12 protein-coding genes are annotated in these 14,050 nt (G+C 69.6%); 8 read left to right on the top strand and 4 right to left on the bottom strand.

All coding sequences use genetic code 11. The features are described 5' to 3' along the window. Nucleotides 1-14: 14 nt before the first annotated feature. From J8I82_RS03345 to J8I82_RS03370, 6 genes are read left to right on the top strand one after another with little or no spacing between them, the layout of a single operon-like run. Nucleotides 15-641: a LolA-related protein gene (locus tag J8I82_RS03345; RefSeq protein WP_431831524.1), complete on the top strand. Its 627-nt coding sequence runs from the start codon at nt 15-17 to the stop codon at nt 639-641. After that, entirely contained in the window at nt 638-3,118 is a 2,481-nt protein-coding gene (locus J8I82_RS03350) for an MMPL family transporter (RefSeq protein ID WP_209754442.1), read from the top strand. The genes J8I82_RS03345 and J8I82_RS03350 overlap by 4 nt, the downstream gene beginning before the upstream one ends. Further along, nucleotides 3,115-3,999, top strand: coding sequence for a polysaccharide deacetylase family protein (locus tag J8I82_RS03355; RefSeq protein WP_209754443.1), 885 nt, complete (start codon nt 3,115-3,117; stop codon nt 3,997-3,999). Before J8I82_RS03350 ends, J8I82_RS03355 begins: the two co-directional genes overlap by 4 nt. 49 nt (nt 4,000-4,048) lie before the next feature. Beyond that, nucleotides 4,049-5,251 carry a beta-ketoacyl-[acyl-carrier-protein] synthase family protein gene (locus J8I82_RS03360; RefSeq protein ID WP_209754444.1) on the top strand — a complete coding sequence of 401 codons (1,203 nt, stop codon included), beginning with the start codon at nt 4,049-4,051 and terminating at the stop codon, nt 5,249-5,251. 9 nt (nt 5,252-5,260) lie between these two features. Beyond that, on the top strand, nt 5,261-6,085 hold the full coding sequence (locus J8I82_RS03365; protein WP_209754445.1) for a beta-ketoacyl synthase chain length factor: 825 nt from the start codon (nt 5,261-5,263) through the stop codon (nt 6,083-6,085). Nucleotides 6,086-6,095: 10 nt separating this feature from the next. Then, nucleotides 6,096-6,566 carry an ApeP family dehydratase gene (locus J8I82_RS03370; protein WP_209754988.1) on the top strand — a complete coding sequence of 157 codons (471 nt, stop codon included), beginning with the start codon at nt 6,096-6,098 and terminating at the stop codon, nt 6,564-6,566. 18 nt (nt 6,567-6,584) lie between these two features. On the opposite strand, the gene fahA is transcribed toward J8I82_RS03370, so the two are convergent. From fahA to J8I82_RS03390, 4 genes are all read right to left on the bottom strand, one after another. Next, on the bottom strand, nt 6,585-7,847 hold the full coding sequence (gene fahA / locus J8I82_RS03375; protein WP_209754446.1) for a fumarylacetoacetase: 1,263 nt from the start codon (nt 7,845-7,847) through the stop codon (nt 6,585-6,587). A 143-nt stretch (nt 7,848-7,990) separates the two neighbouring features. Continuing rightward, the gene (gene hmgA / locus J8I82_RS03380; protein WP_209754447.1) at nt 7,991-9,310 is read right to left on the bottom strand and encodes a homogentisate 1,2-dioxygenase; all 1,320 of its coding nucleotides are present in this window, start codon (nt 9,308-9,310) and stop codon (nt 7,991-7,993) included. Nucleotides 9,311-9,353: 43 nt separating this feature from the next. Beyond that, nucleotides 9,354-11,075, bottom strand: a complete 1,722-nt coding sequence (locus J8I82_RS03385) for an FAD-dependent oxidoreductase (RefSeq protein ID WP_209754448.1) — start codon at nt 11,073-11,075, stop codon at nt 9,354-9,356. 466 nt (nt 11,076-11,541) lie between these two features. Then, nucleotides 11,542-11,928, bottom strand: coding sequence for a helix-turn-helix domain-containing protein (locus J8I82_RS03390; RefSeq protein ID WP_133094433.1), 387 nt, complete (start codon nt 11,926-11,928; stop codon nt 11,542-11,544). A 337-nt stretch (nt 11,929-12,265) separates the two neighbouring features. Between J8I82_RS03390 and J8I82_RS03395 the strand changes: the two genes are divergently transcribed. Together J8I82_RS03395 and J8I82_RS03400 are read left to right on the top strand one after the other, a co-directional pair. Then, nucleotides 12,266-12,871, top strand: coding sequence for a TetR/AcrR family transcriptional regulator (locus tag J8I82_RS03395; RefSeq protein WP_245179371.1), 606 nt, complete (start codon nt 12,266-12,268; stop codon nt 12,869-12,871). Nucleotides 12,872-13,060: 189 nt separating this feature from the next. Beyond that, nucleotides 13,061-14,044, top strand: a complete 984-nt coding sequence (locus tag J8I82_RS03400; RefSeq protein ID WP_209754449.1) for an alpha/beta fold hydrolase — start codon at nt 13,061-13,063, stop codon at nt 14,042-14,044. The last annotated feature ends 6 nt before the right edge of the window (nt 14,045-14,050 follow it).

Here is a 14,050-nt window from a genome sequence, read left to right on the forward strand (position 1 = left end):
GTTCCGTCCGGCGCCTGGTCCGCCCGCTACTGCCGTTGCTGCTGGCAGGCGCCGTGTTCGGCATCGCGGTGCCAGGCAGGGCCGCGGCACCGGCCGCGCCTGCCGCCCCTGCCGCGGGACAGGCCGCGCCCGCCTTCGGCGTCGACCAGCTGATGTCCACGCTGGCGCAGCGCAAATCCGGCCGGGTCCGCTTCACCGAGACCAAGTACCTGGCGATGCTCGCCAAGCCGGTGCAGTCTTCCGGCGAACTGCTCTTCACCGCGCCCGATCACCTGGAGAAGCGCACCGTATCGCCCAAGGCCGAAAACATGGTGCTCGACGGCGACATGCTGACGGTGGAACGCGACGGCAAGCGCTTCACCATGCCGCTGCATAACTACCCCGAGCTGGCGGCCTTTATCGAAAGCATCCGCGGCACGCTCGCCGGCAACCGCCACACGCTGGAACGCTACTACAAGCTCGGCCTCGAAGGCCGCGCCAGCCGCTGGACGCTGACGCTGACGCCGGCGGACTCGCGCATGGCGGCGGTCGTCAGCCAGGTGCGCATCGACGGCAGCCAGGACGCGCTGGACCGCGTCGAGATCCGCCAGGCCGACGGCGACCGCTCCGTCATGACGATCCGCGCCGCCGGCCGCCCATGAGCGCTGCCCCCCGTACGCCGCCCCCCGCGCCCCCCTCGGCGCCGCGTCGCTTTACGCTGCCCGGCGCGCGCCTGGCGCTTGCGCTGTGGCTGGTCGCGCTGCTGGCGTGTGCGGCGGTGATCAGCCGCACCAGCTTCACCGCCGACCTGTCCGCCTTCCTGCCGCGGCTGCCCAGTGCCGAACAGCAGTTGCTGGTCAGCCAGCTGCGCGACGGGCTGGTCTCGCGGCTGATCCTGGTCGGCATCGAAGGCGGCGACGCCGATGGCCGCGCCGCGGTCTCTCGCGCGATGGCGGCGCAATTGCGGCGCGATCCGCGCTTCACCGCGATCCAGAACGGCGAGCCATTGAACCAGGACGCCGACCGCAAGTACGTCTACGAACACCGCTACCTGCTCAGCCCGACGGTCACGCCGGAGCGCTTCAGCGAGCAGGGATTGGCGCGCGCCGTGAACGATTCGCTCGAGCTGCTGGCCTCGTCGGCAGGCCTCTTCACCAAGGCGCTGTTGCCACGCGACCCCACCGGCGAGGTCGCGGCAATGCTGACGCAGCTCGACGCCGGCCAGCGCCCCGCGCTGCATGCCGGCGCCTGGGCCTCGCGCGACGGCAAGCGCGCGGTGCTGCTGGCGCAGAGCGCGGCCGCGGGTTCGGATACGGACGCACAGGCGCAGGCTATCGACGCCATCCGCGATGCCTTCGCCAGGGCGGCGGCAGACGGCCCTTACCAGCTTGCGATGACCGGTCCGGGCGTCTTCTCGGTTCAGTCCCGCGACACCATCCGGCACGACGTCGAGCGCTTGTCGACCATCGGCGTGGCCATCATCGTCACGCTGCTGCTGGTGGTCTACCGCTCGGTGCCACTGCTGGTGATGGGACTGGTGCCGGTACTGAGCGGCGCACTGGCCGGCATCGCGGCGGTGAGCCTGGGTTTTGGCGGCATCGTGCACGGACTGACGCTGGGCTTCGGCACCACGCTGATCGGCGAGGCGGTCGATTATTCGATCTACCTGTTCGTGCAGTCGGCGCAATACACGCGCAACGGCCAGCGCGACAACCGCGCCTGGCTCGGCGGGTTCTGGCCCACGGTGCGCCTGGGCGTGCTGACCTCGGTCTGCGGTTTTGCCTCGCTGCTGCTGTCGGGCTTTCCCGGGCTCGCGCAGCTCGGGCTGTATTCGATTGCAGGGCTGGCGACGGCGGCGCTGGTGACGCGCTTCGTGCTGCCGCAGCTGGTGCCTGCCACGCTGCACCTGCGCGATGTGACGCCGCTGGGGCGCCGCCTCGCATGGCTGGCCGGCCGCGCGCACCGGCTGCGCTGGCTGGTACTGGTGCTGGTGGTCGCGGCAAGCACTGTGCTGGCGACGCATCGCGGCACGCTGTGGGGCCGCGAACTGGCCGGGCTGAGCCCGGTGCCCGCGAGCGACCAGGCCCTCGACGCCTCGCTGCGCGCCGACCTGGGCGCGCCCGACGTGCGCTTCCTGGTGGTGCTGTCCGGCCCCGACCAGGAAAGCGTGCTGCAGGGCGCGGAGCGCGTGGCCCACGAACTCGACCCGTTGGTGGCGCAGAACTTCATCGGCGGCTATGAAAGCCCCGCCCGCTACCTGCCCAGCGACGCCACCCAGCGCGCGCGCCAGGCCAGCCTGCCGCCGCCCGCCGAGCTGGCGCAGCGGCTGCGCGCCGCCGTCTCAAGCCAGCCGGTGCGCGCCGACCTGTTCGCACCATTCCTGGCCGAAGCCGGGCAGGCGCGCGCCGGCCCGCTGCTGCGGCGCGAAGACCTGCGCGGGACGTCGATGGCACTGGCGGTGGATGCGCTGCTCACGCATCGCGACGGGCGCTGGAGCGCGACGCTGCCGCTGCGGGCCCCGGCCACGGCGCATGCCGGCGACGGCGTCGACAGTGCCGCGGTACGCGCCGCCGTCGCCCGCGCCGACGTGCCCGATACGCTGTTCGTCGACCTCAAGGGCGAATCCGACCGTCTCTACGCCGGCTACCTGCGCGAGGCGCTGCTGCTGTCGCTGGCCGGCCTGCTGGCGATCGTGGCCCTGCTGGCGGTCGCGCTGCGCTCGCCGCGCCGCGTGGCGGCCACGGTACTGCCGCTGGCCGCCGCCGCAGTGGTCGTGCTGGGCGGGCTGGCAGCGCTGGGCCAGCCGCTGACGCTGCTGCACCTGGTGGGCCTCTTGCTGCTGGTGGCAGTGGGTTCGAACTACGCGCTATTCTTCAATGGCGCCGCAGCGGGCGAGCCTGGCGCGGCCCATTCCCCGCACACGCTGGTCTCCCTGCTGCTCGCAAACCTGACGACGGTGGCCGCTTTCGGGCTGCTGGCGCTGTCGAGCCTGCCCTTGCTGCAGGCGTTCGGCCTGACCGTCGGCCCCGGCGCCATCCTGGCGTTGTGGTTTTCGGCGATCCTGGCGCGGCCCGCGAATGCCGGGAATGCCGGGAATGCCGGGAATGCCGGGCCCGCACAGGCCGGGAGTACGACATGAACCGCTTTTCCGCATCCGGCGGCGCCTGGCGCCACACGCCGCAAAGCCGCCCGTGGCGACCCAGCCCGCTGCTGTACGGCGCAGCCGCGGTCCACGTGGCCGGCATCGGCGCCATGCTCACGCATCCCGGCAGCATGATCCCGGCACTGGCAGGCATTGCCGCCACCCACGTGGCGATGTGCGCCGGCGGCTTGTGGCCGCGCAGCTCGTGGCTGGGGCCCAACCTGCTGCAGCTGCCGCCGTCCGCGCAGGATTGCGTAGCACTGACCTTCGACGATGGCCCCAATCCGGCGCTGACGCCGCGCGTGCTCGACCTGCTCGACCAGCACGGCGCGCGCGCCACCTTCTTCTGCGTCGGCGAACGCGCCGCGGCGCATCCGGCGCTGGTGCGCGAGATCGTGCGCCGCGGCCATGCGGTGGAAAACCACAGCATGCATCACCGGCTGCATTTCTCTCTTTTCGGACCGGGCCGGATGCTGCGCGACATCAGCGCAGCCCAGCAGGTGCTGAGCGACATCACCGGGCAGGCGCCGCGCTTCTTCCGCGCGCCGGCCGGGCTGCGCAACCCGTTCCTGGAACCGGTGCTGTGCCGCCTCGGGCTCCACCTGGCGGCGTGGACGCGGCGCGGCTTCGACACCCGCTCCGGCGACATCGCGGCGCGCGTGGCGCAGCGCCTTACCGGCAAGCTCGCGGGCCGCGACATCCTGCTGCTGCATGACGGTAATCCCGGCCTGGATCCCGCCGGCAATCCGCACTGCACGACGGTGCTGCCCGCGCTGTTCGCCGCCATCGACCGCGCCGGACTGCACTGCGTGACGTTGCGCGCAGCGGTGGAATCAGGGCATGCCGACAGCCATACCGGACAGTCGCCGACAAATTGACCTGCCGGGGCTTGTTACAATTAGCCTACCCCCAAGATCGCGCAAAGCCTTGTCTCCGCTACTCTTTTCTCACTTCACGGCCACCAGCTGCATCGGTACCGGTGCAGACGCCACTTTGTCAGCGCTGCGCGAGCGGCGTGGCGGCCTGGCGCCCTGCCGCTTTGGCGACGTGCGCCTGGATACCTATGTTGGTGAAGTGCCGGGACTGGATGCGGTGACGTTGCCAACGCACCTGTCGCACTTCGACTGCCGCAACAACCGCCTGGCATGGCTTGGGCTCGAGGCCGATCGTTTCGCCGAGCGCGTACGCGAAGCCGCGGCCCGCTATGGCGCGGACCGCATCGGTGTCTTTCTCGGCACCAGCACCGCCGGCGTGCTGCAGACGGAACTGGGTTATCGGCAGCGCGATCCCGATACCGGCGCGCTGCCGCCGGGCTTCCACTACGGCGGCACGCATAACCCCTATTCCCTGCCCGGCTTCGTGCGCGAGTATCTCGGCCTTGGCGGCCCGGCCGCAGCGGTTTCGTCGGCGTGCTCGTCCGGCGCCAAGGTCTTCAGCTCGGCCCGGCGCATGATCGAGGCAGGATGGATCGATGCGGCCATCGTCGGCGGCGTCGATTCCCTGTGCCACACCACGCTGTATGGCTTCAATTCGCTCGAGCTGCTGTCAAAGCGGCCGTGCCGCCCATACGATGTGGCGCGCGATGGCATCTCGATCGGCGAAGGCGCGGCGTTCGGGCTGCTCGAGCGCGCCCCGGAAGCGCCGGCTGCCGATGCCATCCTGCTGGCCGGCATCGGCGAGTCGAGCGACGCGCACCATATGTCGACCCCGCACCCGGAAGGACTCGGAGCCCGCCTGGCCATGGAACAGGCGCTGGCCAGCGCCGGCATCGCCGCGGCGCGGGTAAGCTACGTCAACCTGCACGGCACCGCCACGCGCAGCAACGACGCCGCGGAGGCGCTGGCCATGGCCGCGGTGCTGCCGGGTACGCCATGCAGTTCGACCAAGGGCGCGACCGGCCATGCGCTCGGCGCTGCCGGCGCACTGGAGGCCGTCATCTGCGCCCTGGCATTGCGCCATGGCCTGCTGCCGGCCGGCATCAACACCACGCAGCCGGACCCGGCGCTGGGCGTGAACTACCTGCTCGAGAGCCGCAGCGCGCCGCTGCGCTATGCCATGAGCAATGCGTTCGGCTTCGGCGGTTCCAACTGCAGCCTGCTGTTCGCGCGCGCGGACGCGGCGTCTCACTGAGCCAGCGCCATGCCGCAACCCGCTTTGCAACCCGTCTATATCGAAAGCATCGGCCTGCTCGGCCCGGGCATGAATGGCTGGGATGCAGCCCGCGAGATGCTGGCGGGCCGCGCTCCCTACACACACGCGCCTACGGAATTGCCGCCGCCCGCCGGCCTGCCGCCCGCGGAGCGCCGGCGCACCGGCCCGACCGTGCGCCTGGCGCTGGGCGTCGGCCAGCAGGCCGTCGCCGCCAGCGGCCGCGATGCCGCGCAACTGCCGACGATCTTTACCTCGTCGAGCGCCGACGGCCAGAATTTCCACGCAATCTGCGAAGCGCTGGCCGAACCGGACCCGCTGATGTCGCCGACGCGCTTCCACAACTCCGTCCACAACGCCACCGCGGGCTACTGGGCGATCGCGGCCGGCGCGATGCGCACCTCCAACGTGCTGTGCGCGATGGACGGCAGCTTCGGCGCCGGCCTGCTCGAATGCGCGCTGCAGGTGGCGGGCGATGCCGAGCCCTGCCTGCTGATTGCCTACGACACCGGCTACCCCGAGCCGCTGCACAGCCATCGGCCCATCCCCGACCCGTTCGGCGTAGCGCTGCTGATGACACCGCAGCCAACGCCGCAGTCGCTGGCGCAGATCGAGGTCTCGCTGACGCAGGCCGGCGCCGATGCGATGCCGGATGCCTCCCTGGAAGCGCTGCGCAAGTCGGCACCGGCCGCGCGCGCGCTGCCGCTGCTGGCCGCCATCGCACGCGGAGACACCGGCACGGTCGTGCTCGACTACCTGGACAGGCTGCAGATCCGGGCCAGCGTGGCCAGCCTCGGCACCGCCGCCGGGGCCTGATACCGTGAAGCTGCCCGCCCCCGCGCGCGGCCGCGACTGGATCGCGGCGCGCATTCCGCACCAGGGCACGATGTGCCTGCTCGATGGCGTGCTGGACTGGGATGAGAACGTGGTGCGCTGCATGTCCGGCACGCATGTGCGGGCGGACAACCCGCTGCGGGCGCAGGGGCGGCTGGCGGCGGTCTGCGGCATCGAATACGCGGCACAGGCGATGGCCGTGCACGGCGCGCTGCTGGCCGCGCAGGAAGTCAGCCCTTCGCGTCCGCGCTCCGGCTATCTGGCGTCGGTACGCAAGCTCGAACTGCTGGTGGAAAGGCTGGACGATATCGACGCGCCGCTGCTGATCGAAGCGCGGCGCGTCAGCGGCGAAGGCGCCAGTGTGCTGTACGCCTTCACCGTCAGCGCGGAGGGCCAGGCCTTGCTGTCAGGCCGGGCAGCGGTGATCCTCGATGCCGCCCGGCATGGCTCGCATGACGGCTGAAGCGCCGGCTGACACTCCTTAGCGCGCGGGCAGGATCTTGCCCGAGACCGTGCCGAAACCGACGCGGTAGCCCTCGCCCTGGCAGTAGCCGGTCATGATCACGCTGTCGCCGTCCTGCAGGAAGCCGCGCTGGCTGCCGTCGGCAAGCGTCACCGGCTCGGCGCCGTTGCGGGTCAGCTCCAGCATGCTGCCGTAGGAGTCCGGCGTGGTGCCCGAGATCGTGCCCGAGCCCATCAGGTCGCCCACGCGCACATTGCAGCCCGACACCGTGTGGTGCGCCAGCTGCTGTGCCATGGTCCAGTACATCGCCTTGAAGTTGGTGCGGCAGATCGTGCTCGGCGCGGGCGCGCGTTCCGGCTGCAGCGCCACTTCCAGCGCGATGTCATAGGCGTTCTTGTCCTGCTGCTGCAGGTACGGCAGCGGCTGCGGCGACTGCTCGGGATTGTCGCGGCGGAACGGTTCCAGCGCGTCCATCGTCACCACCCACGGCGAGATCGAAGTGCCGAAGCCCTTGCTGTTGAACGGCCCCAGCGGCACGTATTCCCACTGCTGGATATCGCGCGCGCTCCAGTCGTTGAGCAGCACCATGCCGAACATATGGGCCGGCGCGTCGGCAGTGCTGACGGGCTCGCCCAGCGCCGATTCCTTGCCGACGATAAAGCCCATCTCCAGTTCGAAATCCAGCTTGCGGCAGGCGCTGAACACCGGGCGCGCTTCGTTCGGCAGCTTGATCTGGCCGTTCGGGCGATGCAGCGGCGTGCCGCTCACCACCACCGAGCTGGCGCGGCCGTTATAGCCGATGGGGATTTCCAGCCAGTTCGGCAGCAGCGCGTTGTCCGGGTCGCGGAACATGCGGCCGACATTGGTGGCGTGTTCCTTCGACGAATAGAAGTCGGTGTAGCCGGGGATGTCGACCGGCAGGTGCAGCGCCGCGGCCGACATCGGCACCAGCGCCTGGTCGCGCAACGCGGCGTTGTCGCGCAGCGCTGCGTCTTCGCCGGACAGCAGCGCGGACAGGCGCTTGCGGGTCTCGGTCCAGGCAGGCTTGCCGAGGGCGATGAAGCGGTTCAGGGTCGTGCCGGCGAAGGTGCCCTTTGCTGCGGCCGGCAGCAGGCCGGCGTCATCGAGCGCGGCCAGGTCGAGGATCTGGTCGCCGATGGCAACGCCGACGCGCGGCGACTGGCCTTTGACGGAGAACACGCCGTAAGGCAGGTTCTGCAGCGGGAAATGGGTCTGGCCGTCGTTGGCGCTATCGATCCAGCTGGTTTGGGGGGCGGTCATGTGTGGCTCCGGATAGTTGGAATGGCACGGCGTGGCGCGTACCGGTAATTCATCGTGCCTGGCGGGCGCCGCCCCTCTCCCCTGGCCCCTCTCCCGCATGCAGGAGAGGGGCAAACCAGGCGGGGATGGCGGGCGCTAGCGGTTTAGCGGACGTTCGGGTTGAAGTTCTTCTTCAGGCCTTGCCAGCAGGTGTAGTACTCCTGCTGCAGCGAGGCCGACTGCGCCGCGTAAGGCGTCGGGCGGATCACGCCCGGTGTCTCGAACATGAAAGCCATGGTGTTTTCGATGTGGTGCGGCGTCGAGGTATCTGCAGCGCTGGCCTTTTCGAAGGTCTCGGCATCGGGGCCGTGGCCGCTCATGCAGTTATGCAGGCTGGCGCCGCCCGGTGCGAAACCCTCGGCCTTGGCGTCGTAGACGCCGCTGATCAGGCCCATGAATTCGCTGGCGATATTGCGGTGGAACCAGGGCGGGCGGAACGAGTCCTGCATCGCCAGCCAGCGCGGCCCGAAGATGACAAAGTCGATGGTGTCCACGCCCGGGGTGTCCGACGGCGACTGCAGCACCAGGAAGATCGACGGGTCCGGGTGGTCGAAGCTGATCGAGCCGATGGTGTTGAAGCGGCGCAGGTCGTACTTGTACGGCACGTAGTTGCCGTGCCAGGCCACCACGTCCAGCGGCGAATGGCCGATCCCGGCGCGCCACAGGTTGCCCTGGAACTTGGCCACCAGCTCGAAATCGCCCTCGCGGTCTTCATAGCTGGCCACCGGCGACAGGAAATCGCGCGGGTTGGCCAGGCCGTTGGAGCCGATCACGCCCAGGTCGGGCAGCTTGAACAATGCGCCGTAGTTTTCGCAGATATAGCCGCGCGCCTCGCCATCCGGCAGCTCAACGCGGAAACGCACGCCGCGCGGGATCACGACGATCTCCTGCGGTTCCACTTCCAGGCGGCCCAGCTCGGTCACCATCAGCAGGCGCCCTTGCTGCGGCACGATCAGCATCTCGCCGTCGGCGTTGTAGAAGAAGCGGTCATGCATCGACTGGTTGGCCAGGTACAGGTGGATGCCGCAGCCGCTCATCGCTTCCGGGCCGCCATTGCCGGCCATGGTGACGATGCCGTCCACGAAATCGGTCGGCACCGACGGCATTGCCGGCGGGCTCCAGCGCATCTGGTTGGGCGACGGCGGCACCTGGTCGAAGCGGCTCAGGAAACGCGACTGCTCGACCTGCGTGAACGGGTTGTGCATCGACGCCGGGCGGATGCGGTACAGCCACGAGCGGCGGTTGTGCGCGCGCGGCGCGGTGAAGGCGGTGCCGGACAGCTGCTCGGCATAGAGGCCGTAAGGCGCGCGCTGCGGCGAATTCTGGCCCACGGGCAGCGCACCGGGCAGCGCCTCGGTGGCGAATTCGTTGGCGAAGCCGGACATGTAGCCGTGCTCGGCGAGCTGGGTGTGCGTGAGGTTCATGGTGTCGTCAGCGTTGCGGTGTCGGTCGGTGGTTCAGGGTTCTCTAGTGAATCTGGCCGTTGGCTGGCATGCACAAGGCGCGCAACAGCGCGGCCTGCACGGCTTCGGCATCAAAGGCTCGCCACCGGGCACAGACGTGCTGGTCGGGACGGATCAGATAGCAGGTGCCCGGACGTCCGTCGTAGCGGCCTGCAGCAAGGCCTTCGGCATCGCTCACGTGGCGCGGGCCATCGGACGGTGCGGCGGGCGGTGTGGCGGGCTGGCCCGGCGGCTCCACGAACAGCAGGCGCACCGGCACCGCGGCCGTTGCCAGCCGGCGGCGCGCATCGTCCGGGATCGCGCCGCCGTCGCCAAAGACCAGCAGCGTAAAGCCATCGGCCAGTCCGGCCAGTTCGCCCAGCAGCCAGCCCGGCTGCGCGTCGCCGTGGCGCTGCAGCGGTGCATCCACGCATGGCGCACCGGGCACCATCGCACCCGCGAACACATCGCGATCCGGCGTGTTGAGCGGCGAATCCCCTAGCACCGTGGGCAGCGACAGCCGGCCGCTGTTGACCAGCTGGCGCGCGAACGCATGGCGGCGCGCCAGGCGCAGCACCGCATCGCGGAAGGTCCGGCTTACGGCGCTCTTGGGCGTGATGAAATCGGTCGAGCGCGTCGAGTGGCGGATGTTCTCGTCGGCCGCGGCCTCGCGCTCGCTGGCATAACTGTCGAGCAGCGCATCGCCAGCGCGTCCGGCCAGCACCAGTGCCAGCTTCCACGCAAGGTTTTCCGCATCCTGCATGCCGCTGTTGGCACCGCGCGCGCCGAACGGCGAGACGCGGTGTGCGGCGTCGCCGGCGAACAGCACGCGGCCGTGGCGGAAGGCATCCATGCGCTGGCAGCAGAAGGTATAGACGCTGACCCACTCCAGCGTGAAGGCCACGTCATCGCCCAGCATGGCCCGGATGCGAGGGATCACGCGCTCCGGCTGCTTCTCGGTTTCAGGATCGGCATCCCAGCCTAGCTGGAAATCGAGGCGCCAGACATCGTCGGGCTGCCGGTGCAGCAGCGCGGACCGGCCCGGGTTGAAGGGCGGGTCGAACCAGAACCAGCGCTCGGCCGGGAACGGCGCCGCCATCTTCACATCGGCGATGAGGAAACGGTCGTGGAACACGCGGCCCTTGCTTTCCAGGCCAAGGCACTGGCGCACAGCGCTGTGGGCGCCATCGGCGGCCACCACGTAGCGCGCATGCAGCAGGTAGTCCCCGTCAGGCGTCGAGACCGTCAGCGCGATCTTGTCCTGGCCCGGCACAACGTCGACGACGCGATGCCGCCAGCGGAGTTCTATGCCGGGTAACCTGGCCGCGCGTTCGACCAGGAAGCTTTCCAGGTAGTACTGCTGCAGGTTGACGAAGGCCGGCCGGCGATGGCCGGCCTCTGGCAGCAGGTCGAAGCGGTACACCTCCTCGTCCCCGAAAAACACCTTGCCGACATGCCAGCTGACGCCCTTGGCCGCGACCCGTTCGCCGCAGCCGAGGCGATCGAGGATATCCAGCGTGCGCTTGGCAAAGCAGATGGCGCGCGAGCCGGCGGCGAGCGTGTCGTCGTCATCCAGCACGACCACGGGAACGCCGCGCTGCGCCAGGTCGATCGCGGCGGTGAGCCCGACCGGCCCGGCGCCTACCACCGCCACCGGGCGGATCCCATGCGCGGCCACCGGCTGCGAGCGTTGCTCGGCGCCGGGCTGGTACGCGAAGGTGCGTTGCGGGTTGGCGGTGGTGTTCACGGCGTCTCCATGCGGCGCTGCGCTGGCGCCCCGGGAACCCTTTTTGGCGGGCCCTGCCGGTCTGGGTGAGTTCGGTACGGAATTACGTATTCCGTAATTGATTTACCATATCGTAATTCTATAAAACAGGCGTGTCAAACCCGCTCGGCGAATGCGCAAGGCAGCGCACCCACTGGAGTTGTAGGCCGGAACGAGAAAAAAGGGGAAAAGTGCGACCTTCAGCGCGCGTCAGGCATGGGACGCGGCGGTTTCAGGGAAGTCGTACAGAAGGCGCCGGCAATCACCGCGCGCAGCGACCGCGGCGGCGTGATGGAGGCACCGGGCGGCGCAGACAGCGCCCGGGTCGATGACAACCACAACCGGCGCGGAGCGAAGGCCGCGCCGCGCCGGTTGCTGGATGGTGGTCTGGAATGCCGTCCGCCTGCGCCGGCCCGTGGGAGACGTGGCCGGCCAGGCAGCGGCCGGATCAGACCGGCTTGTGGCCTTCGCCGGTGCCGGAGCCGAATCCGCCGCCCTGTGCCGGTGCCGCGGCGGGTGCCTGCGCACCGCCCGCGGCCGGCTGGCCGGCCATCGAGGCTGCCGTCACGCCGCCGTTGCGGCTGGCGATAAAGGCGTTGACGTCTGCTGCGAGATGCTGCGGGGCCAGCACCACTTCCAGGCCCAGCGCCTCGCAGGCAGCGAGGAATGTCGACATGCGGGGATCGGCTTGCCCCGATTCTGCCCGCAGGTAGGCTTCCCGCGAGATGCCCGCTTTGCGGGCGACGTCCTCTTGCTTGAGCTTGCGCGCGCGGCGCAGCGCCCGCAGTTGCCGGAACGGTTCGCTAGCGCCTCTCGGCACGGCTGTACTGTTCATGTCGGTCTCCAGTCACCAGTGAAAAAAAGTGCGCGGACGTGCATTCGAGTATAGAGCACGCAAAGCGTTCCGTATGTAACCGCCGAAACACTTTGTGCAGATTTCTTCCAAGTCCGCAATTCGCCTCTTGCCCCGGCCGGCAAACGGAAGGCAAAAGGCCGCATCGTGCACAACGTCGCCGCATCGCCAAGAAATTAACGACCCTTGCCGGTTTGCGTTGACGTCACACGCCCTGCGTATGACGTTATGGCCTTCGCTGCACAACTTCGCAAGTCGGGGCAACTACCATGCATCCGGTTTCGTTGACAAACCGACCGGTCGTGCTATTCTGCACAACATGCAAAAGGGACAACACACCCGCCACGCGATCATCCAGCAGGCGCTCGACACCGCGACCAAGGTCGGCTTCGAGCAGCTGTCGCTGGCCACGCTCGCCGCGGACACCAATATGTCCAAGAGCGGCCTGTATGCGCACTTCAAGTCCAAGGAGGCGTTGCAGCAGGCCGTGCTGGACCGCGCCATCGAACGCTTCGGCGAGATCGTGGTGCGGCCGGCAATGCGCCAGCCACGCGGCATGCCGCGGCTGGAGGCTCTCTTCGAGGGCTACCTGGAGTGGCTGGGCGGGACGGTGACGCAGGGCCGGTGCCTCTTCATGGCGCTGGGGCAGGAATACCGCGACCGGCCGGGAACGATCCGGGATCTGGTGGTGCAGTCGCTGAAGGACTGGCACAGCACCGTGGCGCGCGTGGTGGCCGATGCGATCGACGAAGGCCAGTTCGGCACGGTCGTGGAGCCGCGGCAGTTTGCCTTCGAGCTGTCAGGCATCGGCATGGCGTTCCAGCAGTCATTCAAACTGCTGGGCCGAGCCGATGCCGAGGCCATGGCGCGGCGCGCGTTTGGCGCGCTGGTGGCACGCGCCGCCGAGGGCGCGACGCCGGGCTGAGGGAAAAACCAGGAAACGACAAATTGGCGCCGGCACTATCCCGCTGGCGGGCAAACAGCCTTCCGGCGGCTTTTTTTATACTAAAAAAAGCACGACTGGTCGGTCTTAAAATGCGCGCGGAGAGCCGCCGGCTGGCGCCGGCTCCAATGATGCCGCGCCAATCCAAGCAACCGATTGGAGGTGCAGGTCGTGACGCAAGCAGTCTCTTCCCCTTCCCCGGCGACTACCGCCGCCCCGGCGCCCGGCGCCAGGCCACCAGGTAACCGACCCGTCGCCCTGCCCGCCTGGCAGCGGCTACGCTGGCAGGCGGGCAGCCTGGTATCGCCATCCGCGACCGCGCGTGCGCTCGAGCGCCTTTGGTTCACGCCGCCGCGTGCCGCCCCGACGTCGGCTGCCCGCCGCTTCCTGGACAGCGCCCGCAGCGACTGGGCCCTGGTGACCGGTCACGGGCCCAGCCGCCGGGTGCGCGTCTACCGTTGGGGCGATTCCGGCCCGGTGGTATTGCTCGCCCACGGCTGGGGCGGCCATGCCGGGCAGTGGCATGCGGCGGCCGACAGCCTGGTGGCAGCCGGGATGCGCGTGGTGGCCTTCGATGCGCTGTCGCATGGCGCTTCCGATGCAGGCACGCGCGGCGCGGCGCAGACCTCTGTGCTCGAAATGTCGCGCTCGCTGCTGGCCGCCGCCTGGCACGCCGGGCCGGTCCACGCCGTGGTAGCACATTCGCTCGGCGGCGCGGCCACCGCCCTGGCATTGCGCGAGGGCCTGCCGGCACGCGCCACGGTGCTGCTCGGTGCGCCGGCCGACATGCACGCCGCATGCGCGGCGCTGGCCTGGCAGCTCGGTATCGCGCCTGCCGTGCTGGCACGGATGCAGCGGCAGAGCGAGCGTTGGCTCGGCATGCCATGGTCCGCGTTCAACGTACCGGAAATCGGGCGCTCGCGCCCGGTGCCGCCGACGCTGGTGATCCATGACCGTGGCGACAAGGAGGTGCGCTGGGAAGACGGGGCCGCGATCGCCGGCGCCTGGCCCGGCGCGGAACTAGTCACCACCGAGGGGCTGGGCCATCGCCGCATCCTGCAGGATTCCGCAGTGATCGACCGGATCGCCGCCTTTGTCCGGCCCATGGCCGCAGGCACGGTGACAGCGCCGACGGCCGCCATCGCAATGAATTGAACCCGG

It is taken from the genome of Cupriavidus consociatus (assembly GCF_017814975.1).
Classification (GTDB): domain Bacteria; phylum Pseudomonadota; class Gammaproteobacteria; order Burkholderiales; family Burkholderiaceae; genus Cupriavidus; species Cupriavidus consociatus.